General features: G+C 33.3%; 26 protein-coding genes. 11 read left to right on the forward strand and 15 right to left on the reverse strand.

Annotated features, from left to right (window positions below):
- The first annotated feature begins 3 nt into the window (after window positions 1-3).
- The 5 genes from M0M44_RS12445 (at window position 4) to M0M44_RS12465 (ending at window position 3,915) form a co-directional block, all read left to right on the forward strand.
- A complete protein-coding gene (locus M0M44_RS12445) occupies window positions 4-873 on the forward strand; it encodes an archaemetzincin (protein ID WP_248725932.1) in 870 nt (289 codons plus the stop codon).
- A 10-nt stretch (window positions 874-883) separates the two neighbouring features.
- Complete coding sequence (locus tag M0M44_RS12450) at window positions 884-1,234, forward strand: cupin domain-containing protein (protein ID WP_248730004.1); 351 nt, start codon at window positions 884-886, stop codon at window positions 1,232-1,234.
- A 141-nt stretch (window positions 1,235-1,375) separates the two neighbouring features.
- Entirely contained in the window at window positions 1,376-2,521 is a 1,146-nt protein-coding gene (locus M0M44_RS12455; RefSeq protein ID WP_248725933.1) for an MFS transporter, read from the forward strand.
- Window positions 2,522-2,572: 51 nt separating this feature from the next.
- Window positions 2,573-3,505 carry a peptidylprolyl isomerase gene (locus M0M44_RS12460; RefSeq protein WP_248725934.1) on the forward strand — a complete coding sequence of 311 codons (933 nt, stop codon included), beginning with the start codon at window positions 2,573-2,575 and terminating at the stop codon, window positions 3,503-3,505.
- 104 nt (window positions 3,506-3,609) lie between these two features.
- Window positions 3,610-3,915 (forward strand): cytochrome c, encoded by a 306-nt coding sequence (locus tag M0M44_RS12465; protein WP_248725935.1) that lies wholly within the window; start codon window positions 3,610-3,612, stop codon window positions 3,913-3,915.
- Window positions 3,916-4,019: 104 nt separating this feature from the next.
- Here the strand turns inward: M0M44_RS12465 and M0M44_RS12470 are convergent, their stop codons facing one another.
- From M0M44_RS12470 to M0M44_RS12480, 3 genes are all read right to left on the reverse strand, one after another.
- Window positions 4,020-4,415, reverse strand: a complete 396-nt coding sequence (locus tag M0M44_RS12470) for a GreA/GreB family elongation factor (RefSeq protein WP_095931379.1) — start codon at window positions 4,413-4,415, stop codon at window positions 4,020-4,022.
- A gap of 376 nt (window positions 4,416-4,791) precedes the next feature.
- On the reverse strand, window positions 4,792-5,346 hold the full coding sequence (locus tag M0M44_RS12475; protein WP_248725936.1) for a thioredoxin family protein: 555 nt from the start codon (window positions 5,344-5,346) through the stop codon (window positions 4,792-4,794).
- Window positions 5,347-5,473: 127 nt separating this feature from the next.
- Window positions 5,474-6,367 carry an alpha/beta fold hydrolase gene (locus M0M44_RS12480; protein ID WP_248725937.1) on the reverse strand — a complete coding sequence of 298 codons (894 nt, stop codon included), beginning with the start codon at window positions 6,365-6,367 and terminating at the stop codon, window positions 5,474-5,476.
- A 130-nt stretch (window positions 6,368-6,497) separates the two neighbouring features.
- Here M0M44_RS12480 and M0M44_RS12485 point away from each other — a divergent pair, with 130 nt between their 5' ends.
- Window positions 6,498-6,833: a tRNA-binding protein gene (locus M0M44_RS12485; protein WP_248725938.1), complete on the forward strand. Its 336-nt coding sequence runs from the start codon at window positions 6,498-6,500 to the stop codon at window positions 6,831-6,833.
- Between the two features lie 163 nt (window positions 6,834-6,996).
- On the opposite strand, the gene M0M44_RS12490 is transcribed toward M0M44_RS12485, so the two are convergent.
- The 4 genes from M0M44_RS12490 to M0M44_RS12505 all read right to left on the reverse strand — a co-directional run bounded on the left by M0M44_RS12490 (window position 6,997) and on the right by M0M44_RS12505 (window position 10,760).
- On the reverse strand, window positions 6,997-7,545 hold the full coding sequence (locus M0M44_RS12490) for an RBBP9/YdeN family alpha/beta hydrolase (RefSeq protein WP_248725939.1): 549 nt from the start codon (window positions 7,543-7,545) through the stop codon (window positions 6,997-6,999).
- 35 nt (window positions 7,546-7,580) lie between these two features.
- Window positions 7,581-8,393: an alpha/beta hydrolase gene (locus tag M0M44_RS12495; RefSeq protein ID WP_248725940.1), complete on the reverse strand. Its 813-nt coding sequence runs from the start codon at window positions 8,391-8,393 to the stop codon at window positions 7,581-7,583.
- Window positions 8,394-8,544: 151 nt separating this feature from the next.
- On the reverse strand, window positions 8,545-8,913 hold the full coding sequence (locus tag M0M44_RS12500) for a PUR family DNA/RNA-binding protein (RefSeq protein ID WP_095931384.1): 369 nt from the start codon (window positions 8,911-8,913) through the stop codon (window positions 8,545-8,547).
- Window positions 8,914-8,981: 68 nt separating this feature from the next.
- Entirely contained in the window at window positions 8,982-10,760 is a 1,779-nt protein-coding gene (locus M0M44_RS12505) for an ABC transporter ATP-binding protein (RefSeq protein ID WP_248725941.1), read from the reverse strand.
- A 203-nt stretch (window positions 10,761-10,963) separates the two neighbouring features.
- Here M0M44_RS12505 and M0M44_RS12510 point away from each other — a divergent pair, with 203 nt between their 5' ends.
- From M0M44_RS12510 to yajC, 3 genes are all read left to right on the forward strand, one after another.
- Window positions 10,964-12,070, forward strand: coding sequence for a Glu/Leu/Phe/Val family dehydrogenase (locus M0M44_RS12510; protein ID WP_248725942.1), 1,107 nt, complete (start codon window positions 10,964-10,966; stop codon window positions 12,068-12,070).
- Window positions 12,071-12,350: 280 nt separating this feature from the next.
- Window positions 12,351-13,262, forward strand: a complete 912-nt coding sequence (gene nusB, locus M0M44_RS12515; RefSeq protein WP_248725943.1) for a transcription antitermination factor NusB — start codon at window positions 12,351-12,353, stop codon at window positions 13,260-13,262.
- 78 nt (window positions 13,263-13,340) lie between these two features.
- The gene (yajC, locus tag M0M44_RS12520) at window positions 13,341-13,616 is read left to right on the forward strand and encodes a preprotein translocase subunit YajC (RefSeq protein ID WP_053471036.1); all 276 of its coding nucleotides are present in this window, start codon (window positions 13,341-13,343) and stop codon (window positions 13,614-13,616) included.
- Window positions 13,617-13,875: 259 nt separating this feature from the next.
- On the opposite strand, the gene M0M44_RS12525 is transcribed toward yajC, so the two are convergent.
- From M0M44_RS12525 to M0M44_RS12550, 6 genes are all read right to left on the reverse strand, one after another.
- Entirely contained in the window at window positions 13,876-14,781 is a 906-nt protein-coding gene (locus M0M44_RS12525; RefSeq protein ID WP_248725944.1) for a hypothetical protein, read from the reverse strand.
- A gap of 401 nt (window positions 14,782-15,182) precedes the next feature.
- Window positions 15,183-15,770 (reverse strand): YdeI/OmpD-associated family protein, encoded by a 588-nt coding sequence (locus tag M0M44_RS12530; protein WP_248725945.1) that lies wholly within the window; start codon window positions 15,768-15,770, stop codon window positions 15,183-15,185.
- A gap of 1 nt (window position 15,771) precedes the next feature.
- Entirely contained in the window at window positions 15,772-17,049 is a 1,278-nt protein-coding gene (pepT, locus tag M0M44_RS12535; RefSeq protein WP_248725946.1) for a peptidase T, read from the reverse strand.
- A 118-nt stretch (window positions 17,050-17,167) separates the two neighbouring features.
- Window positions 17,168-18,298 carry a formylglycine-generating enzyme family protein gene (locus tag M0M44_RS12540; RefSeq protein ID WP_248725947.1) on the reverse strand — a complete coding sequence of 377 codons (1,131 nt, stop codon included), beginning with the start codon at window positions 18,296-18,298 and terminating at the stop codon, window positions 17,168-17,170.
- Between the two features lie 101 nt (window positions 18,299-18,399).
- Window positions 18,400-19,386 carry a DUF6515 family protein gene (locus tag M0M44_RS12545; RefSeq protein ID WP_248725948.1) on the reverse strand — a complete coding sequence of 329 codons (987 nt, stop codon included), beginning with the start codon at window positions 19,384-19,386 and terminating at the stop codon, window positions 18,400-18,402.
- 73 nt (window positions 19,387-19,459) lie between these two features.
- Window positions 19,460-20,680, reverse strand: coding sequence for an OprO/OprP family phosphate-selective porin (locus M0M44_RS12550; protein WP_248725949.1), 1,221 nt, complete (start codon window positions 20,678-20,680; stop codon window positions 19,460-19,462).
- Window positions 20,681-20,925: 245 nt separating this feature from the next.
- On the opposite strand from M0M44_RS12550, the gene M0M44_RS12555 reads away from it, so the two are divergent.
- On the forward strand, window positions 20,926-21,960 hold the full coding sequence (locus M0M44_RS12555; protein WP_248725950.1) for a quinone-dependent dihydroorotate dehydrogenase: 1,035 nt from the start codon (window positions 20,926-20,928) through the stop codon (window positions 21,958-21,960).
- Here the strand turns inward: M0M44_RS12555 and M0M44_RS12560 are convergent.
- Together M0M44_RS12560 and M0M44_RS12565 are read right to left on the reverse strand one after the other, a co-directional pair.
- Window positions 21,946-22,662 (reverse strand): DUF3307 domain-containing protein, encoded by a 717-nt coding sequence (locus M0M44_RS12560; RefSeq protein ID WP_248725951.1) that lies wholly within the window; start codon window positions 22,660-22,662, stop codon window positions 21,946-21,948. The two genes, M0M44_RS12555 and M0M44_RS12560, sit on opposite strands and share 15 nt — an antisense overlap.
- Complete coding sequence (locus M0M44_RS12565) at window positions 22,659-23,273, reverse strand: RNA polymerase sigma factor sigma-70 region 4 domain-containing protein (protein ID WP_248725952.1); 615 nt, start codon at window positions 23,271-23,273, stop codon at window positions 22,659-22,661. Before M0M44_RS12565 ends, M0M44_RS12560 begins: the two co-directional genes overlap by 4 nt.
- Before the next feature lie 211 nt (window positions 23,274-23,484).
- Here M0M44_RS12565 and M0M44_RS12570 point away from each other — a divergent pair, with 211 nt between their 5' ends.
- Window positions 23,485-24,351 carry a hydroxymethylglutaryl-CoA lyase gene (locus M0M44_RS12570; RefSeq protein ID WP_248730005.1) on the forward strand — a complete coding sequence of 289 codons (867 nt, stop codon included), beginning with the start codon at window positions 23,485-23,487 and terminating at the stop codon, window positions 24,349-24,351.
- The last annotated feature ends 53 nt before the right edge of the window (window positions 24,352-24,404 follow it).

Here is a 24,404-nt window from a genome sequence, read left to right on the forward strand (position 1 = left end):
TTTATGAAGAAACTTCTTTTATTGATTTTTGTTATTCTTTTTGCTTGTAATTCTAAAAGTGACAAGAATGATTATTTTGAAGATATTTCAGAAAATGATATTAAGCTTTTTCCTCCGAAACCAGTCGATTGGCTCTATTCTCATAAAGAAAGAGGGCAAAGTTTTGAGCAGTTTCTTAATTCAAAACATATAGTCCCAACAAAAGAAAATAATATTATTTATCTGCAGCCAATGGGTGAATTTAATTCATTGCAGGTTAAACAAATTGAATTGGTTCGGGAATATTTAGAAATATTTTTTCAGTTAAAAACCAAAACTTTAAATGATGTTTCAAATGATGTTATTCCCAAACATGCTAGAAGAATTGGTCCAGATCAAAATGAACAATTTTTAGCAGGATTTATTTTGGATAGTGTTTTAAAGAAAGAAAAGCCTCAAAACGGAATTGGACTAATGGCGTTGACCGAAGTAGATTTGTATCCAAAACCAGAATGGAGTTTTGTTTTTGGCTTGGCATCATACAGGGATAGAATTGCGGTAAGTTCAATTTATAGATTGTATGATAAAAGCTTAGGAAATAAAGATTTTACCTTGTGTTTGGAAAGATTGCTGAAAATCTGTTCACACGAAATAGGGCATATGTTTGGTTTGTATCATTGTATCGATGCTGATTGTGTTATGAATGGTACAAATAGTTTACAAGAAACAGATGAACATACCTTAAGATTGTGTTCAAATTGTCAGAGAAAATTAAATTCGGGATTAAAATACGATAATAAAAAAAGGTTACTTGAGTTAGAAAAGTACTTCAAGGAAAATAAATTAAAAGAAGGTTTAGAATTTATGGAAAAAGACCTTAAAAGCATTCAATAAAAATAAAAGGATTATGAGTTTAGGAACAAGCAAAGAATTTATAAAAGGAGACGAAATCGAGTGGGAAGTAGTCGGGGATGGAATTAAACGCAAGATTTTAGCTTTTGACGAAAGAGTGATGCTGGTAAATGTACATTTTGAAAAAGGAGGAATTGGCGTTTTGCACGAACATTATCATACACAGGTTACTTACATAGCAAGCGGAAAATTCGATGTTACGATAAACGGTGTAACAGAAACGTTAAAGGAAGGCGATAGTTTTTACATTCCGCCTCATGCAATTCATGGAGTTGTTTGTTTGGAAACAGGAATGCTGACTGATGTTTTTGGTCCTGCAAGAGAAGATTTTTTGAAATCATAACAGGTTAAAATCAGTTGGTTTTTAAGTTGAAAATCCTGATTTAATCTTAAATTTAAAAATTTTATAACTTTTTTAAAGTTTCAATTAAGATTAGATCGGTATTTTTGCAGCATGAATTTATCTAAAACTAATGTACTGTTTATGGCAGTTTGCACTGGTCTTATAGTTGCAAATCTTTATTACTGCCAGCCTTTGATTGTTTTAATTGCCAACGAATTTAAAATTCCTGAAGCCAGCGCCGGAACAATAACCTATCTAACTCAAGCAGGTTATGCGATTGGACTGTTTTTTATGGTTCCGCTTGGTGATAAAATAGAACGAAAAAGGCAAATTTTGATGACTACTTTTGCTACTGTAATTGCCTTATTAATTGCAGCAACTGCCAAAAGTTTTCTTGTTTTACAAATTGCTTCATTGCTAATTGGAATCACGTCGATTGTGCCACAGCTTATTCTTCCTCTTGCTGCTTCTTTAAGTGCGCCCGAAGAACGAGGGAAAGTTGTTGGGACTATTATGAGCGGACTTTTAGTTGGGATTTTGCTTTCGCGAACCTTAAGCGGATTTATCGGCCAAGTTTTGGGTTGGAGATCGATGTTTTATATCGCGGCCGGAATTTGTCTTATGATCTTTTTTGTTATCCAAAGTAAATTTCCGCAGAATAAACCACAGTTTAAGGGGACTTATGGACAATTAATCCAATCATTATTTACACTAATAAAAACACAGCCAGTTTTGCGCGAAGCAACAGCAATTAATGTTTTCAGTTTTGCTCAGTTTGGGGCATTTTGGACTACAATGGTTTTATTGCTTTCTGGCGAACCTTTTAATTTCAATAGTGCTACAATTGGTTTGTTTGGAATTGTTGGAGCTTCTGGAGCTCTGGCTGCTCCTTTGGTTGGGAAATTGGGAGATAAAGGAAACTCTAGAATTGCAGTTGGTTATGGCTGTTTATTAGTTTTAATAAGCTTTATAGTTTTCTATTTTGCTATTGAAAGTGTAATCGGAATTGCAATCGGAATTGTGTTTATTGATATCGGAATTCAAGGCGTTCACATTTCAAACCAAACACGAGTTTATTCGTTATTGCCAGAAGCTAGAAATAGATTAAATACGGTCTTTATGTCGCTTACTTTTCTAGGTACTGCAGCAGGATCTGCTTATGGTTTAATGTTATGGAAATGGGGTGGATGGCACGCTGTAGCCATTGGCTGTATGGTTTTGTCTGCTTTGTCAATAACCGTTTATGGACTTACTTATAAATCAAAATCTAAAAAGGCAAAAGCGTAAATTGATTAAAAAATTAATTTGTAAATTTGCGTTCAAATTAAAATTAACAACATGGAAAACGGAATATACGCTAAATTCAACACTAGCAAAGGTTCGATTTTAGTAAAACTAACACACGATTTAACACCTGGAACTGTAGGGAACTTTGTAGCTCTTGCAGAAGGTAATATGGAAAATAAAGTGAAACCTCAAGGACAAAAATTCTATGACGGATTAACATTCCACAGAGTAATTGCAGATTTCATGATTCAAGGTGGTTGCCCAAAAGGAACTGGAACTGGAGATCCAGGTTATAAATTTGATGATGAATTTCACCCAAGTTTAAAACACGATCGTCCAGGAGTTTTATCTATGGCAAACTCAGGACCTGGAAGTAACGGTTCTCAATTTTTCATCACTCACGTTGCGACTCCTTGGTTAGATAACAAACATACTGTTTTTGGAAACGTTGTTGAAGGGCAAGACGTTGTTGATGCTGTTGCTCAAGGAGACAATTTAGAGTCAGTTGAGATTATCAGAGTTGGAGAAGAAGCTCAAAAATGGAATGCGATTGAAGCTTTCATTGGTTTAAAAGGTGCTCGTCTAAAAAGAGAAGCAGCTTTAAAAGCAGAATCTGAAGCAAAAATGGAACAATTAGCGGCTGGTTTTGATAAAACAGAAAGTGGCTTACGTTATAAAATGATTCAAAAAGGAGATGGAAAAAGAGCTGAAGCAGGAAAAACAGTTTCTGTTCACTATGAAGGATCTCTAGAAAACGGAAAAGTATTTGATTCTTCTTACCCGCGTAAAAAACCAATCGAATTCAAATTAGGAATTGGACAAGTTATTGAAGGATGGGACGAAGGTATTGCTTTATTGCAAGTAGGAGACAAAGCTCGTTTTGTTATTCCATCTGATTTAGGATACGGACCAGCTGGTGCTGGAGGGGTTATTCCGCCAAACGCAACTTTGATTTTCGACGTTGAATTAATGGACGTAAAATAAGACTTTAGAAGCAATTTAGTATTGTTTTAAATAGTAATCCCATATGCCACGGCATATGGGATTTTTTTATATTTACTTGAATAAAAAAAAAACAAGACCAAGAAATGAAAAGAAAGATCTTAAGTTTAACAGCTTTAATATTGATTGCAACAGCATGCAGTACAAAAAAAACGGCTGTTGCCGAAACTCCACCAGTTGGAAAGGAAATTAAAGCAACAGAATTAACACCAGAGTTGGCAGAGGGTAAAAATCTCTATGAAAACAATTGCGCTAAATGCCATAAGTTGTTTGAACCTAAAAAATTCACAAAAGAAGAATGGACTCCGATTTTGGTAAAAATGGGTAAAAAAGCAAAATTAGATGAAACTCAAATGGTTTCGATTACAAATTATATCGATTCGCAATTATAATTTGAATTTGAGAAACAAGAATAAAAAAACTGTTCGATAGAACAGTTTTTTTATTTTCAAATAGATATAAAAAAACACCTTCACGTAATGAGGTGTTTAAAAAGTTAAGAATGATGTACAGCCGAATTGTCTACAGCTATTACTTTTAAAGTTTTGATGCCAGCAGGTAATTCCCAATCAACTTCGTCATTTTCTTTAAAACCAATAATAGCAACACTTAGAGGTGCTAAAATTGATATCTTAGATTGTTTTACATCTGCTGCAGAAGGTAAAACGATTTGAATTTTCATTTGTTTCTTGGCTTTTACATCTTCTATCGTTACAAATGAATTGATTCGGATTACCGAACTATCTAATTCGCTTTCTTTACTAATTACCGCGCGATCTAATTCTTGCGAAAGCTGATTTGCTTCTTTAGTATTTGTCGAGTTTTTACTTTTTAAAATCAATTCTCTTAAAAATTGATAATCTGATTTACAGAAAGTGGGTGTTGGTTTCATATCTAAATTGAATTTATTGTTATAAAATTTTAAATGATGTTTTCTTCTTAGGATAATCTACAAGTAAAAATTTCTCTGACTTTAAAAGACAGAATCGAAATGTTTAATCTGAAAAACAAAAAAATATCTGATCAAAAATTGATTTTTGTCAAATAATAAAATGCTTAAGCTGATGTAAATCCTCCGTCAAAAAGAAGAAAAGTGAAGTAGACGGAGGCCTAAAAAATAAAGGCCTTATTATGTGAAATAATTACAGCAGGTATCGGTTTTGCTATGCAAAACGACTTTATAGAAGCTGTAAGTGATGTTTTATTTCCCATAAGGAGGATTAAATTGATTTGCAAAGATAGTTAATCTTTTTGAATTTAGTGAGGTTTTACTTCCATTTAATGCCGCAGCCCAAACTTGGCTTCTGCGGATCTTTTAAACTTCTGTTGTAAATTAAGGCATCAATCGCCCCTCTAAGGTCACTTCCGCTAAGAGGAATTCCGTTGCCTGGTCTTGAATCGTCAAGCTGTCCGCGATAGAATAATTTGTCCTGATTGTCAAATAAATAGAAATCTGGAGTGCAAGCTGCTTGATATGCTTTTGCTGTTTCTTGGCTTTCATCGTATAAATAAGGAAAATCAATTTTGTTTTCCATGGCAAAATCCGTCATTAATTCTGGACTGTCTTGCGGGTATTTGATAACATCATTGCTAGAAATGGCAATTACTCCGAGTCCTTGAACGCGATAATCATTTGCAATCATTACAATTTCGCTTATTACATGATGCACAAATGGGCAATGGTTGCAAATGAACATTACCAAAGTACCTTTCGAACCTTTTAAATCTTCAAAAGAAAAAATATTGTTCGAGTTTGTATCTTTTAAATAAAAATCAGGTGCAACTGTTCCTAATGGAAGCATTGTTGATTCAGTTCGTGCCATTTTATTTGAAATTTGATTTTCAAAAGTAGCTTTAAAAATCTGTAAATAAAAGAGCACAATAATAAAAAATACCCAAAGAAAGCAGTTAGCTGCAACAGCTTGCTTCTTTGGATACTTTTTTAAGTTTTTATGAATTCAAAAAAGCCAGTAAATCTTCGTTTAGCTTTTCTCTATCTGTATAAAAAAGTCCGTGAGGTGCGCCTTCATATTCGATATAAGTATTGTTTGCTATAGATTTTGCGGCTTTTCTGGATGTAAGGTCAATCGGCACAATTTTATCGTCGTCTCCATGAATGATTAAAGTCGGAACTTTTATGAAATCTATTTCATCTCTAAAATCAGTGAATGAAAAAGATTCAGCGCATTTTAAAGTAGCGCGTGGAGAAGCCACTGAACATAAAGCTCTATAATATTCTAATAAAGGTGTGCTTAAAGGTTTGTTGATAATATTGACGCCAAAAAATGTTTTTCCGAAATTATCAATAAAAGCAATTCTATCTTCTTTTATTGCTGCTGCCGTATTTTCGCTTTTTTCTTTTGGATGTCCATCTGGATTATCATGCGTTTTTAGCAAAAAAGGAATGATTGACGAAATCAAAGCTGCTTTTGTAACTCCTTTTCCGCCATGACGGCTGAAATAACGAACCACTTCGCCACCGCCCATTGAGAATCCAACGAGAGTTACATTTTCTAATTCTAGTTGCTCAATAATCTCTTTAAGATCATCAGTCAAAGTATCATAATCATAGCCATCCCAAGGTTGAGAAGATTTTCCAAACCCGCGTCGGTCGTAGGCAATTACACGATAATTATTTTGTACTAAATGATCAATTTGATACTCCCACATTTCGTTAGAAAGTGGCCAACCATGAATTAAAATAACAGGTTTTCCCTGACCGTAATCCTTTACATAAAGTCTCACATTTTGAGCAGTTTCTATATATTTATCTGTATGAACCTGTTTTAAATTAGATTCAAAATCTTTAATTGACATGCATGCATTTGGTTCAGTATGTTCCATGTTATATCTTTTTACGTGAGTATTGTCGTTTTTCTTCTTGTAAAATTAGATTGTAAGTAAAAGAAATGGGTTATAGAATTAGGCGTATTAATTACAAAATTTATAGGTTTGTAACTAATACAATTTAAAAATGGATTTAACCTGGAATGAATTTGAGCGCACAGATATGCGTGTAGGAACTATTTTGGAAGTAAATGATTTTCCCGAAGCAAGAAAACCTGCGTACCAATTAACGATAGATTTTGGTTCAGAAATTGGAATTAGAAAATCATCGGCACAAATTACCAAAAGATATCAAAAAGAAGATTTAGTAAATCGACAGATTGTTGCGGTTGTAAATTTTCCAAGAAAGCAAATCGGAAAATTTATGAGTGAATGTCTTGTTTTAGGAGCTGTAGGAGAAGAAGGAGATGTGATTTTATTAGCTCCTGATTTTAAGATTCCTAATGGATTACGTATAGGTTAGTTTTTACTCAATATATTTTACCGCAAAGGACGCAAAGTTTTTTTGTACGTAGTGTTTTTAGAAAAGGTTAAAAGTTCGCAAAGCTTTGTGAACTTTATCGACAAAAACTTCTCAAAAAGCCTTGCGATCTTTGGGTAAAATCTTTGCGTACTTTGTGGTTAAATTAGAGTTCTATTTTTTTAATAAGCTGTTTAAGAATCAACTGTCCTTCTTCCCAATATTTTAAATCAGAATCAGAATTAATGTGTCCTTGCTGGCCCACATTTACAAAATCACTTCCCCATTTTTCAGCGAAATATTTTTTTCTTTCAAAAGAAGCATAAGGGTCATTTTCACTTGCCACAACTACCGAAGGAAAAGGTAATGTATAAAGAGGGATCGGTGAAAAATTTCTTGTGCATTCTGGCGTGTGTTCTGGCGAATCGACATCTGCAGGTGCAACTAAAAAAGCACCGATAATATTCGGATTATTGTGTTTTTCTGCCCAATGCAAAACCAATGATACAGCTAAACTATGTACTACTAAAATAGTTGGTTTATCAAGTTTAGAGATATTCTCGTTTAATCGGTCAAGCCATTCTTGCAGAATGGGTTCGTCCCAATTATCTTGTACAATACGAATCGAGTTTTGGAATTTTTCGTGCCAAAAGGTTTGCCAGTGTTTCTCTCCAGAATCTCCAAGTCCTGGTATAATTAATAGTTGTGTCTCCATTGCCGTGGAATTTTATTTAGTGATTATTTTTTGCGTTATTTTAAAATTCGGTTTACTTCTTTTATCAAAAGAGGAAAGCCAGGTTCGGTCATTCCATGGTCGTAACCGTCCAATTCATACAATTTAGTTTGTGTGTGACCAACCAATTTCATCATTCTGGCCATATATGCGTTTTCTTCATAACGTCCCAACATTTCCAACTCACGATCTCCCGTAATTAACAATAATGGCGGAGCATCGGCACGAACGTGATATAAAGGAGCAAATTTGTCAATTGTTGGCTGTTTTTCAGGAATCCCGTTTTCTCTTCTAATTTCAAAATGTGTAATGCATTGTCCGCTAAACGGAATAAGCCCAGCAATTTGATTGGCGTCAATATTTTCTTTTTGAAGCCATTTTTTATCCAGACCGATCATCATTCCTAAATATCCTCCAGCCGAATGTCCAGAAACAAAAATCTGAGATTTGTCACCTCCATAATTTGCAATGTTGTTAAAAGTCCAAGCAACTGCCGCCGCCGCATCTTCGATCGCTTTTTCAGCTTTTGCTTTTGGTGACAATCTGTAATTTACGCCAATAATAGCAAAACCTTCATTTTTTAAAGCTTCAGGAATTTCTTTGTTTCCGCCAGTTAATCCGCCGCCGTGAAACCAAACTATTGTAGCGAATCCGGTTTTATTTTTTGGATAATAAATGTCTAGTACACATCTTTCGTTGATATATTGATCTGATTTATTTACGGATGTATTATAATATTGAATATTATTTTTCGTTTCATATTCTATATTCTGTGCAGAAAGAGAAATTCCAAAGAAGATGAAACTTAAAAGAAGAATTAATTTTTTCATTTTATAGGTATTGAATTATATTTTTTGAATTTCAGATGACTTGAGAGAATCTAAAATCTGAAGTCTAAAATCTAAAAATAATAAATTAATATATAAAAAAAGTCCAAAATGCAGAACAAATTGGACTCCTACTTTATGTAGATGATTTTGATTAAATATCGTCAAAATCGATATCTGTAAAACTAGATCTTTGACTTTCAGTTTTTTCAGAACTATATTCTTTTTTAAAGTCTTTTTGGTGTCTTTCAGAAATTACTTCTTCGCCTTTGTGGTTCAAAACATAAGAAGTCATTTCTTCTAATATTTCGGCAAAAGCACTAAAATCTTCTTTGTACAAGTAAATTTTGTGTTTTTTGAAGTGAAAAGAACCATCTTCCTCAGTAAATTTTTTGCTTTCGGTAATAGTAATGTAATAATCATCAGCTTTGGTAGCTCTCACATCAAAGAAATAAGTTCTTCTTCCTGCTCGTAATACTTTAGAAAAAATCTCTTCTTTTTCTAACATGTCATTTTCTCTCATAATACGTTCTATCATTTTTGGAATTAATAGTACTCAAAAATCATAAAAAATTATCTATTACGCAACAATTAAAGTAATTCTTTTTCCGAAAGTTGTTTTAAATATAACGCCGAATAATATCCTTCTTGATTTATTAATTGATTATGAGAGCCTTGTTGAATTATCTTACCGTCTTCGAGTATAATAATTTTGTCTGCATTCTTTGCAGATGAAACTCGGTGGCTAACAATTATCGTTGTTTTATCTTTAGAAATCTCAAATAAATTATTCAAAATCATTTCTTCGGTTTCGGTATCAACAGCAGACAAACAATCATCAAAAAGTAAGATGGTAGGGTTTTTAATAATCGCTCTAGCAATAGAAACACGTTGTTTTTGCCCGCCTGAAAGCGTAATTCCTCTTTCTCCTAAAACGGTGTCGTACTGTTTGTTAAAGGCAATAATATTATCGTGAACCACAGCATTTTTAGCGGCTTGGAATACTTCTTCATCAGTTGCGTTTTGATTTCCGAATTTGATATTATTTTTAATAGTGTCAGAAAATAAGAAAGCATCTTGAGGGACGATTCCGATGTTGTTGCGAAGATCGTTTAAGTTTAAAGTGCTGATTTCGTTTTCATCAATTTTGATCTTGCCTTCGGTTACATCATACAATCTCGAAATCAAAGATAAAATAGTTGATTTTCCAGAACCTGTCTTTCCTAATATCGCTAATGTTTCCCCTTTTTTTACTGTGAAAGAAACATTTTTCAATGCTTCAATATTCGTGTCTTTATACGTAAAAGAAACATTTTCGAAAGTGATATTTCCTTGAATGTCAGATGAATTTTCGTTGTTGTTTTTGATTTCCGGCTCAATTTTTAAAAACTCATTTAAACGTTTTTGAGACGCTTCTGCTTCCTGAACCATAGATGAAACCCAGCCTAAAGACGCAACTGGCCAAGTCAGCATATTGACATATAAGATAAATTCTGCGATTGTCCCAATATTAGGAATGCTTCCATTAATGTACATTACGCCTCCAAAATAGATTACAACCAAATTGCTGATTCCGATAAGCGCAATCATCAACGGACCAAACAAAGATTGGACTCTTGCAAGACTTAAGCTTTTACGTTTGCTTTCTTCGGCAAGATCAACCATATTGTTTTGATGTTGATTTTCTAGCGAATAGGCTTTTATAACGCGAATTCCTGAAAAGATTTCCTGGGTAAAACTTGAAACTTTAGAAAGGTATTGTTGGAAGGTTGTGCTTCTTTTGTTGATTTCAGAGCTTAATTTGAAAATGCAGTAAGAGAGAATTGGCAAAGGCAATATAGTATATAAGGTAAGAAGTGGCGATACATTATACATATATATTATAACGATCGCAAAACGAATAAATGTATTAATAGTATACATTACCGCAGGCCCCACATACATGCGAACTTTGGAAACGTCTTCGCTAATACGATTCATTAAATCTCCCGTTCTATTTTGTTTATAGAAATTTTGAGAAAGATTCTCGTATTGTCTGAAAACTTCGTTTTTTAAATCAAATTCAATATGACGCGACATCACAATCAAAGTTTGGCGCATTAGAAACGTCAAAAAACCTGCAACAATCGTAGTTCCGATGATAAGTAGCACATTATGAACGAGATCCTGACGAAAACTGGCGATCACAGCTTCAGAGTTTTGCTCTGCAACAGAAAGTTTATCAAAATTTTCAATAGCATTTAAGGACTTACTGATAAGTTTTGGTGTAAATAAAGAAAATATTTGTGCGATTATGGTTATTAAAATACCTGCAGAGAAACTGTATTTATACTTAATGAAATATTTGTTTAAATAGCTTAATTCTTTCATTTTTTTAAGAAATTTAATATTGAATTGATTTGTATTTAAGAATTATTATTAAAGAAAGTTATAATAATTTGCGATTTAATCAAAACAATTATATTGTAATATTGTTATTTTAAAGATAAAAAATTAGCACATGTGTATTTTTTAATTATGTTTGAGAAGTCTTTTTGACGAATTCATAATTTTAACTAATTTATACTAGCGCTATGGATGCAACTTTCGCAACTGGAAAGGAACTTCAAAAAATGGATCCTGTTTTTGGACAGTTATCTTTTGACGATCACGAACAAATTGTATTTTGCAATGACAAAGATACAGGTTTAAAAGCAATTATTGGTATTCATAATTCGGTTATGGGACCAGCTTTGGGAGGAACCAGAATGTGGAATTACAACACAGAATGGGAAGCTTTAAATGATGTTTTACGCCTTTCGAGAGGTATGACTTTTAAATCGGCTATTACTGGACTGAATATTGGTGGAGGTAAAGCAGTTATTATTGGTGATGCTAAAACGCAAAAAACTCCTGAGTTAATGCGTAAGTTTGGAGAGTTTGTTCATTCATTAAGCGGAAGATATATCACTGCAGAAGATGTCGGAATGGAGACTAAAGACATGGATACTGTAAGAGATGTAACGCCTTACGTTACGGGTATTTCTGAAGAAAGAGGTGGTTCTGGAAATCCTTCTCCAGTAACAGCTTATGGTGTTTATCTAGGTATGAAAGCGGCTGCTAAAAGTCAGTTTGGAACTGATGTTTTAGAAGGTAAAAAAGTTTTGGTGCAAGGAATTGGACACGTTGGTGAAACTTTGGTGGAGTATCTAACTAAAGAAGGAGCTCAAGTAACTATTTCTGATATCAACGAAGAGAAATTATTCCAAGTTGCTTCAAAATACAATGCAACCATTTATACTGGTGAAGATTTATATACTGCAGATGTTGATATCTATGCGCCATGTGCGATGGGAGCAACAATCAATGATAATACGGTAGATAAAATTAAAGCAAAAGTGATTGCTGGTGCAGCCAACAACCAATTAGCTGATGAAAATGTTCACGGTGCAAGATTACAAGAAAGAGGAATTTTATATGCTCCAGATTTCTTAATCAACGCGGGTGGAATTATCAATGTTTATGCTGAATTAGCTAACTATGGTAAAGCTGAAATCATGACTAAAACAGAGAATATTTACAATACAACTTTAGAAATTATAGATTTCGCTGCTAAAAACGGAATCACAACCCATAAAGCGGCTCTTACTATTGCTCAAAATCGTATTGATCAAAGAAGAATCGAGAACGCGGCGAAGTAATTTTTATAGTTTACAGTCTCAGTCTCAGTTTTCAGTTAATCTGGAAACTGAGATTTTTTTTTAGTTTTAAGTTACGGTCGCAGCTTACAGAGTGATTGTGATACCAAACTGAATGCTGCGACTGCGACTGGAAAATTGTTTAATGTTGAAAACTGCGAGGGAAAACTGTTACTTTTTTACGAATAAATTTTAAAATACGTATCAAAAGTTATACTTTTGCAGACTAATTTTTAAATGTTCTTACAAGGTGGTAAATAGAAGACACATACGCGTTAAAGTAATGCAATCCATTTATGCAATGCACCAAAGCGGTTCTGATAACATGGAAAAAGAAGAGAAATTTCTTTTCTACAGCATTGACAATATTCAGGACTTATATCTTATAATGCTTTCTTCATTGATAGAAATTTGCAAAAAAGAAGCTGTCTATTTGCATCTGTCAAGCAAAAAACACCTGGCAACTGCCGCAGAACGTAATCCGAATGAAAAATTTGTAAAGAATAAAATTTTTCAACTTCTTGCTGAAAGTAATTCCCTTAGTATTGCTTTAGAAAATCGTAAAATCAATAACTGGTCATTAAACGATGATTATATTATTTTGCTTTTAAATGATGTTAAAGCAAGCGATATCTATCAAAAATATATGAGCAATAACGTAAATACGTTTGAAGAAGACAGACAATTTATTATTGATTTGTTTGAGAATGTTATTGTTCCAAATGAAAAATTATACGAGTACTTAGAAGACGATAAATTGACTTGGGTTGATGATATTCCTGTTGTAAATACTCATATTGTTAAACAGTTGAAAGCAATTAAAACAGAAGATCCAGACGATTTTAGAGTACCTAAATTGTATAAAGATGTTGAAGATAAGGATTTTGCAAAAGATTTATTTAGAAGAACAATTCTAAACGAAACGGCGTTTGCAAAAGAATATGAAGATAAAACACCAAATTGGGACAGTGATCGTATTGCTGAAATTGATACTATTATCTTGAAAATGGCAATTTGCGAATTTTTAAAATTCCCTTCAATTCCAGTAAAAGTAACTCTTAACGAATATTTAGAAATTGCAAAAGAGTATTCTACACCAAAAAGTAGTATTTTTATCAACGGAATTTTAGATAACCTTGTTAAGGAACTGACTGCCAATAAAAAGATGGTAAAAGTGGGAAGAGGGTTGATGTAAAATTGGAATAATCAATTTTATAAATTCCAAATTCCAAAAAAAAGAATATTAAATATAAATCAAAAACAAATTTAAATTATGGGACAATTAACTCAATTTGCGCCATTTCTTTTGATGTTCGTGGTAATCTATTTCTTCATGATCAGACCACAACAAAAAAGAGCTAAAAACGAAAAAGAATTTGAAAGCAGCCTAAAAGTAGGTGACAAAATAGTAACAAAAAGTGGTTTCCACGGTAAAATTGCAGAATTAGCAGAAACTACTGTTGTAATCGAAACTATGTCAGGAAAACTAAAATTAGAGCGTTCTGCTATTTCTTTAGAATTGAGTGCTGCTTTGAATAAGAAAGCATAAATTTTAAATAATAATATTTTAAATCCCAAATTCCAAAAGGAGTTTGGGTTTTTTTGTTTTACTAATTTTATATAGAAGCTATCAAAATTAGATTAATAATGGTTAATGATGTTTGTTTAGCTAAAAATACACTTTTGGAATATTTTTACTTTTTTGTTTATTGATTCTATTTTATAATTTCTCTTTTATTCGAAGCTTTACTAAAAACAGGAAACAATAAAAGAAACAATTGATATAATGAAAATGTTCAAATATTTTATTAAAAACCTACAGAAAATGAAGATGGCGGCTGTGGAACTTTTGTAATCCATTTTTTTATAAATTTCCCTTTAGAATCATATTGAGAATGTTCATCTTCTAATGTACTTATGGATTTTGTGAGGGTTTTAGAGAATAGTTTTCCTTCTTCATAATTTTCCTCATATTCGATACCGTTTTTTTTGTAATCTTTTTTAAATAAAAAGTTATTTTTGTAATACTCATTGTACAAGACATTATCCTTTTGATAACTAACAGATTCTAAAGATTGGTTTTTATCAAATTGTTTAGTCATTTGCTTTGTTTTAAGAACTTTTAAATTTCCATTAGGATAATATTTTTTTTCTTCATTATTATCTTTGTAATAAAGTAACTCTCCTTTTAAGTTATATTCAGAAGATGATTTGTCAATTTCATTATAGACAGTGTAATTGCCTTTATAATAAGATGTTGTGATCCGCTTTTTGTAATTTTTCTTTGTGTAAAAGATTTTACGTATTTCTTTTTCTCCATGTCGTGTTTGCGTATCGGTTGTGGTGCTATCTGTATGATTAATTTTTAATTGATATTTTAATTGATCATCTGTATAATGATTTAACTCGACAAGCTTATTGTTTTGAGTTATAGCAACGATACTATCATTATTATCGATAATTTTTATGTCTCCGATAATTTGATTATTGGTATCCACCTCAAAGAAAGAAAGGGAACTACCTGTAAAATCATTATTAAAACTTTTATAAAAACCTTTTTTTAATTTAACGATGGAATCATTTGAAACTGTAATTGGTTTAAAAGGTTCTATAAAATTTAAATAATAATTTTCTGGAATGTTTTTATACTTTTGGGCAAAAGTTATATTTGAAAAAGCAATAATTAAAATGAGCAGTATTTTTTTATCTATCATGGTTTAAAAGTATATTTATTTTTAACTAATTCTTAGAAAAGGCTTGTTGTTTTTATTTTTCAAATGTAGGATTTTGTCTTCAAAAAAAATCGAGTGTTGTTCTGAATTTGATAATAATTCTATTATTTTCAGTTGAATAAAAGTTACAAATAAATGCAGATGATTTTAATCTTCTCATTTTGAGCAGAAAGGGCTTTTTTGAAGTAATTTCGCTAAAAGAATCAGTTTTTATAAACCACCAGTGAGGAGATTACCTCATTAGTCTTCTATTGCAGCTATTCTCGTTCTGGCCTAAAAAAAAACCTTTGTCAAAGTTTAAAACTTTGACAAAGGTCTCGTAATTTATAGTTTGGAATTTGAAATTTTATCCCAACGCTTCAGGATTGGAATTTAAAAAAAAATTACCTGTATTTATCATTCAATCCAACATTTGCCAAGATCATCGGAATCACTTTTTCAATTCGCGAAAGTTTTGTTTTTTCTTGTTTTGCCGTTTCAATATATTCTAAAAACTCATATTGTTTGTATGGAGAAAATTTTGCAAATGCTTCTTTTAAAGCTGGATTTTTAACCATTTCTTGATCTAAAAGTTCCGAAACAATTGCTTCTTTTTTAGACGGTTTAATAACTTTTCCTTGCTTTTCGTTTTCAATCGCTTCGTGAATGTATTCTAAGACTTCTTTTTCGTTTATTTCATCTTTAGAAGTAAAACGCCATTGACGCATTGATTTTGTTTTGTCTTCCTGAGCGTTGATGAGTCTCTTTTTCTCATCTTTCAGAAAAACACCATTTAAAAACCAGATTGCAAAATAGTTTTTAAAACCTCCAATTCCGATAACATTTTTTTTGTTGTAAACATAAATAGGTCCTCCCCATTTTATGGTTTCAACCAATTCAGTTTTGTCAATAATTGATTTAAGAAAAAGAAGCTCTTCTTCCCATTGATTGACTTTATCCCAAACGTGCTTTTTATCAGAATTCGGTTCCACTTTATCTTTTTCTTTTAGGTTTTTCAGTTACATCAAAAATTCCGGGAGTCGCAGTAAGCTCAGCAATTTTTACAATTACATCAGTCGCTTTTTGGATGCTTTCGGCAGGAACATATTCGTATTTTCCATGGAAATTGTGTCCACCCGCAAAAATGTTCGGACAAGGTAATCCCATAAATGATAATTGAGATCCGTCAGTTCCGCCGCGAATAGGTTTGATGATAGGTTTGATATTTAATTCTCTCATCGCTTTTTCGGCAATATCTACAATATATTTTACAGGTAGTACCTTTTCTTTCATATTGTAATATTGATCTTTGACTTCAGCAATTACAATATCTTCGCCAAATTTCTTCGCGAATTTTTTATTGAATTGTTTCGCCAATTTATGAATCAATTCTTTTCTTTTTTCGAATTTCTTTCTGTTGTGATCACGAATAATCAATTCTAAAACCGTTTCTTCGATATTGCCTTTAATGTGATGAACATGGAAGAAACCTTCATATCCTTTGGTTTCCTGTGGAGTTTCGCCTTTTGGAAGTTCGTTAATGAAATCATTTGCCAAAAGCATAGAATTGATCATTTTTCCTTTAGCATAACCAGGATGAACGCTTTTTCCTTTAAAAGTAATTTTAGCTCCAGCAGCGTTGAAATTTTCATATTCTAGCTCGCCAATCTGACTTCCGTCCATTGTGTAAGCCCATTGTGCTCCGAATTTTTCTACATCAAAATGATGCGCGCCACGACCAATTTCTTCATCAGGAGTAAAACCGATTCTGATTTTTCCGTGTTTAATTTCGGGATGCTGAATAAGATATTCCATTGCCGAAACAATTTCTGTAATCCCAGCTTTGTCATCAGCGCCTAATAAAGTTGTTCCGTCAGTTGTAATGATCGTTTGTCCTTTATATAATAATAAATCTTTAAAGTAATCTGGAGATAAAATAATGTTTTTCTCTGCATTCAATACGATATCTTTTCCATCGTAGTTTTCAATAATTTGCGGTTTTACATTTGCGCCGCTAAAATCTGGAGAAGTGTCAAAGTGAGAAACAAAACCAATGGTTGGTACTTCATGATCAACATTGCTCGGCAGCGTCGCCATGATATAAGCTTTGTCGTCAATCGTTACATCTTCAAGGCCAATTGCTTTTAGCTCGTCAACTAATTTATTGGCAAGATTCCATTGTTTTTGCGTACTTGGTGTTGTTTGTGAATTTGGATCTGATTCTGTATCAATTGTTATATAACTAATAAAGCGATCTATGATATGTTGCATTTTTTTGAATTTTTAGCAAATATAGAAAATTTTTCTCCTGCATAATTTAGCTTTCCATATCTGAATTAATAAAAAAAGGGATTCTGTGCAGAATCCCTTTCATTTGTTTTTTTTACGATTATTTGCTTTTTACGCATCTAAAACCTACGTGGTTTGCGGCAGATCTGATTTCTCCTTTTCCTCTTGTTCCAACCATGTATCGCGTGCAATATTGATCAGTGCATAAGAACGAACCGCCACGATGAACGCGTTTTACTTCAGTAGGATCGTTTGGATCATAATAAGCGTCAGGACCTTGCGGATTTTTTGTTACTTTCCCGCTTTCTGCTAATGATTTGTAATAATCTACGCTGTACCAGTCGTGTACCCATTCCCAAACATTTCCAGCAATATCATACAAGCCATATGCATTTGGAGCGTATTGTTTTATTGGAGCAATTCCTTTAAAACCATCTTCTCCTGTATCGCCATCTTTAATCGGGAAGTGTCCTTGGTAAATATTAGCTTGAAATTTTCCTTTTGGTTTTAAATCATTTCCCCACGCATACAAATTTCCAGTTTTACCTCCTCTTGCCGCAAATTCCCATTCTGCTTCTGTTGGAAGTCTTTTTCCCGCCCATTTTGCGTAAGCTTCAGCATCTTCATAAACCACATGGACAACAGGATATTTTTCTTTTCCTATAATGTTGCTTTGCGGGCCTTCAGGATGTCTCCAATCTGCACCTGGCTCATAACGCCACCATTGCAAGAAATTATTCAAATTAACAGCAGATGGTGTAGGAGTAAAAACAACAGAGCCTGTTACTAAATCTTCTTCACTTGCTGATGGGAATTCTTCTTTTGTTGGTTTTTGTTCCGCAACAGTTACATATCCTGTGGCTTTAACAAATTTTTCGAATTCTTCATTGGTTACTTCAGTTTCATCCATATAATAGCCATCAAGATATACTCTGTGAATTGGGGCTGCATCTTTCGTTACACCTTTAATACTGCACAGACTTTCATCTTCAACATTAGTTCCCATAGAAAATTCACCTCCCGGAATCCAAACCATACCTTTTGGTGCTTTTTCTGTAGGTTTAAATTTATTTTCGACAGTTGGTTTAAATTCAGATTCAACATTACCTGGAGTTTCATGACATTCTGCAGCTGTTGTTTCTGCTTTAGTTGTAAATCTGGTATAACTGTAAGCAATTGAAATAATGGATAATGTGAGTAACGCAAAAATCCAAAAGGTTTTGTTTTTCATGATTTATTATTTTTGGGCTTCTAATGGTTGTTAATAGCGGGTATAAAATTAAGAAATAACTTTTGAAAGTATATTAGTTTTATGGAATTAATAAAATTAAATTATTCTTTCTCAACCGAAACTACTTCATATTTATCTTTTCCGTCAACTTGTACAGGTTGATAGTAGGTTTCGCCAAATTTTACATATTTTACATCGCCTATAGTCACTTCTTCTCCGCCTTCTGGAAGCTTGTCTACTATTGTTCCTGCTGTAGGAGCAACTACTGTGTATTTCCCTCCGTCTTTTTCATAATACGTTCCGCCATAATAGTAATTATTTACCGTTCCAGTATTGACTGTTTCTGCTCCGCTTGGAATGTTATTTACAGTTCCTCCAACTGGCGCGGGTACGGCAGTGTAGCCACCGTTGGTTGAAGTGTACCAAACTCCTTGATCGTAATGATACTTATTGTTTTCAACACTGACAATAATAGCAGTAGTTGCGAGAGTTGCAACAAAAAATCCCCAAGGATGCCAAACTGGTCCCCAATAAAAGGGTACGTAAGGACGTGGATAGTATGGATGATAGCAGTTGTATCTATAACCGCCATAAACATACGGAGGACGCACATAGGGTCTAGGCCCAGGTCTTACAACTGTATTGCGATTGTTACGAACATGAACGCTATTATTTACATTAATGTTAACGTTGTTTCTGTTTCTATTGACAGTATTACCGCTAATGTTTGTATTTCTGTTACCTACATTGTTTCTGTTTACTGTATTATTTCTGTTGACAGTGTTGTTTCTATTAGAATTGTTTGATGGTCTGTTTATTTTAGTGCCAGAGTTATTTGCTCCGGGTCTAGTTGTAGCTGGCCTAGTTGTAGCTGCGGGCCTAGTTGTATTTGGTCTTGTTACATTCGGTCTAGATTGTGTAGCGGGTCTTGCCTGACGAGTTGCCCCGCCACTTCTGTTAAATCCGCCTCCACCGCCACCTCCACCGCGATGACGCTGAGCTATTCCATCAACTGAAATAAACAAAAAGGTTGCAGTCAGGCACATTAAAAATGCCAATTTTTTTACTGTTTTCGATATATTTTTCATATTCAGTAATTTATGTGATTTAAAGTTATGAAAAAAAAATGTATGTTTTGAACTAATGAATTAAAAGTTTGATTTATAATGAGATATCCCATTGTATTCTAAATCTCCATCCTTGCTGTAAGGAAAGTGTTTTGTCTTGAAAAGTAAAATAACTCACCTCTGAGGTTAGTTTATTTTTGTGTCCTTTAAAAAACCAGTTAAAAGCCAATGTAGACTCATCTTGTCTATTTTCTCTAATCGAATTATCGGGTCTGTAAGCGGCATGGCGACCAGCCATTTCTAAGCGTTTTGGCCACCATTCAAAAGCATTGTGAAAAAAATATCCTGCCTGAACGTAATATCCTTTCATTATGGTGGTGTCATTATTGTTTATTTTGTCGATGATTTCTTTGGTGTGCCATTCGCTTTGCCATGAAAAACCACGGTACATAAAAGCAGTTTCAAAATTCCATTGATTGACTCTATATTGTCCTGGCAAGCCATTTTCAAATCCATCTAGAGAACCTCCTCCCGCCTGTGAGAAACGGGTGTAGGGGCTTCGGTTTGTAATGGCTGAAAAGGCAACGATTGGAGTAAGTTTTTCGTGAAATTCTAAATCACAGCCTTCAAAATCAAGAAAGCGCCCTAAAAAATTCCATTGTGTTCTTCCAAAATACATTAAATGATTATCGTCATTAGAGGTGCTTCCGCGTCCTGTTCCTGTTAAAGCTGCAGCCCAATAATTAAAATCGGCAATTCCAGTTCCTTTTAAGTGTCCGTAAACTTCAACTCCCAATTGTCTGTCTACCGTAAAGGGACGATTAATCAAAGATCGCTCAACCATTTGCTGTTCGCCGCTGCTGATAAAGCGTTCACGCGTAAATTCAGTTTTCCATTGCCCAACTTTAAAACTCAGCCAGTCCCATTTTTCAATCATTATTCTAAAGTCAAGTAAGTTGGACTGACTTAATTCATATTCCCAATAATATTTCAGCCAAGGTTCAAAAGCATGACCGCCTATTTTTAGCCTCGCACGATTTATTTTAAAAGTCGTTTTAGCATCTTGACTGTAATCGTCATAAGTTAAAGGATCTGTATCGTAAGGAGTGGAGAAACGAAATTGGAATCGGCTTTGTAGTTGAAAAAGGAATTTTTTATCTCGGGTTTCCAATTCAATTCCCTTACTGCCATACCGAACATTCATCAGCTTTGTTGTATCTTTTTCTTGCTGTGAAAGCCCTTTATGGGTAATTGCTAATAGCAGAGCTAAAAGGACGTTTTTAAATTTTAGATTTACTATTTTTTCTTTATACATAAGTATAATGGTTTGTATAAAAGATTTTATTAAGTGTTTCAAAATTAAATAATAAATGAACGGGAGTTGGTTACTGATAAGCTTGAAATGGTTTCAAATTATAACTTGCAACATGAAAAGACAGAACGATTAATTTGTAAATAGAAGAATTGAAACAAAATAGAAATTATTTGTTTTCGTAAAAAGACACCTTTTTAAACTATAATATCTAAATTTGCAGCCAAAATAACAACAACACAACTCTTATGTATAAATTGATAATTCGTCCGATACTTTTTTGTTTTGATCCTGAAAAAGTGCATTATTTTACTTTTTCTTTTGTAAAATTCATTTCAAAAATCCCTGGTGTTTCGGCAATTATAAGGTCAATTTATGAGGTAAAAGATGCTAGATTGGAAAGAGAAGTTTTCGGAATTAAATTTAAAAATCCCGTTGGGCTTGCGGCTGGTTTTGATAAAGATGCAAAGCTATACAAAGAGCTTGGTGATTTTGGTTTTGGTTTTATCGAAATCGGAACTGTAACGCCTGTTGGCCAAGAAGGAAATCCGAAGAAACGTTTGTTCCGTTTAAAAGAAGACCAAGCAATTATTAACCGAATGGGATTTAATAACGGCGGTGTTCTAGAAGCGGTAGAACGTTTGAAAAAGAATACTGGTGTTTTAATTGGTGGAAATATTGGAAAAAATAAAGTGACTGATAACGAAGATGCAGTTAAAGATTATATCATTTGTTTTGATGCTTTGTTTAATCATGTAGATTATTTTGTGGTGAATGTAAGTTCCCCAAACACACCAAATTTAAGAGCTTTACAAGATAAAGAACCTTTGACAGCTTTATTGCAGACTTTGCAAAATAGAAATGTAGAAAAGCAAAAGACAAGTACTCAAAAAGTAAAGCCTATTCTTTTAAAAATAGCTCCAGACTTAACAGATGAGCAATTATTAGACATCATTGATATTGTAAAAACAACGCAAATTGCTGGTGTTATTGCAACAAACACAACAATTTCTAGAGAAGGTTTACAATCTGCGAATCAAACAGAAATGGGAGGTTTATCTGGAAAACCATTAACGAAACGTTCTACCGAAGTAATTCGTTTTCTATCTGAAAAAAGCAATAAAGCATTCCCAATTATTGGAGTAGGGGGAATTCATTCTGCAGATGATGCAATTGAAAAGCTAAATGCAGGTGCAAGTCTAGTGCAGTTGTATACTGGCTTTATTTACGAAGGTCCAGCTTTGATAAAAGCAATTAACAAAAAGGTTTTAGGGCAGTTGTAAAAGTAGCGCTTGGACCAAAAGGCCGGCTATTATTGCAATACCAAAACTGATTAAAGTTCCGATCATTACGTATTCTGTGAGTTTTCGGTCTTTGGCTTCTTTTAAATCTCCAAATCTAAAAATAGATTTAGCGGCAAGCAGAAAACCGATCGCTTCAAAATGACCAGTCAGTATAAATCCGAAAACAAATAAGCGTTCTAAAATACCAATATAATTTCCGGCAGCTATCAGAGAATTATCCTGATGGCTGTTTTTGCTTTCTGGAGCCCATATTGAAATTATAGTTTTTATAAAAATAGAGGTTGGTTTGCTTATCAATAAAACTCCTGTCAATAGAATCCAAAATGCATTATGCTGCCAAAAATTGATTATCGTTTTATTTTCGTACAAAAGAGTAACACCAATTAAAATGAGAATATGTGCAATTTGATCGACAACAAACCATGTTCGTTTGGTTTTCTTTTTCTGAAAATTTAATTTGATTAAATCTACAACCCCATGCGTAACAGCAATTAAAATAGCATAAGGTATAAAACTGATTTTGCCCACTAAAACTGCTGCTAAAACTCCGTGCAGTAAAATATGAATATACAAATAAACACTTTTATGTTTTTTGATTTCTTTGTCGGCGACCCAAGAATTGGGCTGCCAGATAAAATCTCCTAATAAATGAGCTAGAAACAGTTTTATAAATAAAATCATGAGGCTGAATATTGTTTTATTTGTTTTCTAAAATAGCGATCTAAATTCATAACCAAATCAAACTGAGCTCTTTTTTGCCTACGGCTTACAGCAGCTTGGTTGATGCCTAATTGTTGCCCTAATTCTTCTTGGGACAAAGTTGGGTTTTCAATAGCAACAGCAACAAATTCTGCCGATTGGACCAGCCAACTGTCCATGAAAGTCAAAGCCAGTTGCAGCATTAAATTCAATTTTTCATCAAAATCTAAATCTCCTGTTCGCAGGGCTAGATTTACTTTCTGCTTTTTTAAAGTTTCAAAAAGTTCACCAGAATTAATAAATGCAGAACCGTTGCTTTCAGATATTCTTTTGGCATTGTGTGTTTTATTTCCAAAACCTATGCTCATTCGGGCGTCAGACTTTATGGCTCTTAAATGCGCTTTTACCAAAATAGCGGCTAACAAAGCATCTTCGGGATTACTCACTTCAATTTGAAATTCGTCGCCTCGATATACTTCCCACTGACTTGGAGTTTTGCCCAATGAAGCCAAAATCTTCTTTAAATCGTCAACCCAATGTTGAGATTCCTGTTGTCTTGAGCCAATTATGTCGCCTGTAATTACACTAGTCATAACTCAAATATAAGTAAAAAATTATAGATTTTCTATTACAAATATACGTAATAAGATTTATTATTACGTTTTTTGGTAATAATATTAAATATTACGTTTTTTTGTAATATTTCGATATATGATTCTATTTTGTAATAATAGAGTTCAGGTAAAAAATCTCTTTTATATCATCAAAAAAGAAACTAACTTAGCCTTTACAAAAGAATACGCTTTGAGTAAAGAAATCAAAATTATCGAATGCCCTAGAGATGCCATGCAAGGCATTAGGGATTTTATTCCGACAAAAAATAAAGTTACTTACATACAAGCTTTGTTGCGAGTTGGCTTTGATACAATCGATTTTGGAAGTTTCGTTTCTCCAAAAGCTATTCCGCAAATGCAAGATACTGCTGCCGTTCTAGAGCAGTTAGATTTGTCCCAAACAACAAGTAAACTGCTTTCAATTATTGCGAATACGCAAGGAGCAATTACTGCTGCCGAATACGAACAAATTCAATATTTAGGTTTTCCTTTTTCTATTTCTGAGAATTTCCAGATGCGTAATACGCACAAAACAATTGAAGAATCTTTAGTTACCTTAGAAGAAATTCTGGAAGTTGCAGATAAGAAAAATAAAGAAGTCGTGACCTATCTTTCAATGGGTTTCGGAAATCCGTACGGAGATCCGTGGAATGTAGAAATTGTATCAGAATGGACTGAAAAACTAGCTGCAATGGGCGTGAAGATTCTATCGCTTTCAGATACTGTCGGAACTTCTACTCCAGAAGTAATAACTTATTTATTTTCAGATTTAATTCCAAAATATCCAGAAATTGAATTTGGAGCTCATCTTCATACCACTCCAGAAAGCTGGTTCGAAAAAATCGATGCAGCGGCAAAAGCAGGCTGTACCCGTTTTGACGGCGCTATTCAAGGTTTTGGAGGCTGCCCAATGGCAACTGATAAACTAACAGGAAATATGCCAACAGAAAAATTGGTTTCCTATTTTACTGCTAATAAGAAAATTACAGGTTTAAACTCTCTTAGTTTTGAAAGCGCCTATAATGAAGCTTCAAAATTGTTTGGAAAATTTCATTAAAAAAAGGTTATTTTTCTTACCTTAGATAATGATTGTAAATATTAAGCGTTATA

Source organism: Flavobacterium humidisoli (assembly GCF_023272795.1).
Lineage (GTDB): Bacteria > Bacteroidota > Bacteroidia > Flavobacteriales > Flavobacteriaceae > Flavobacterium > Flavobacterium humidisoli.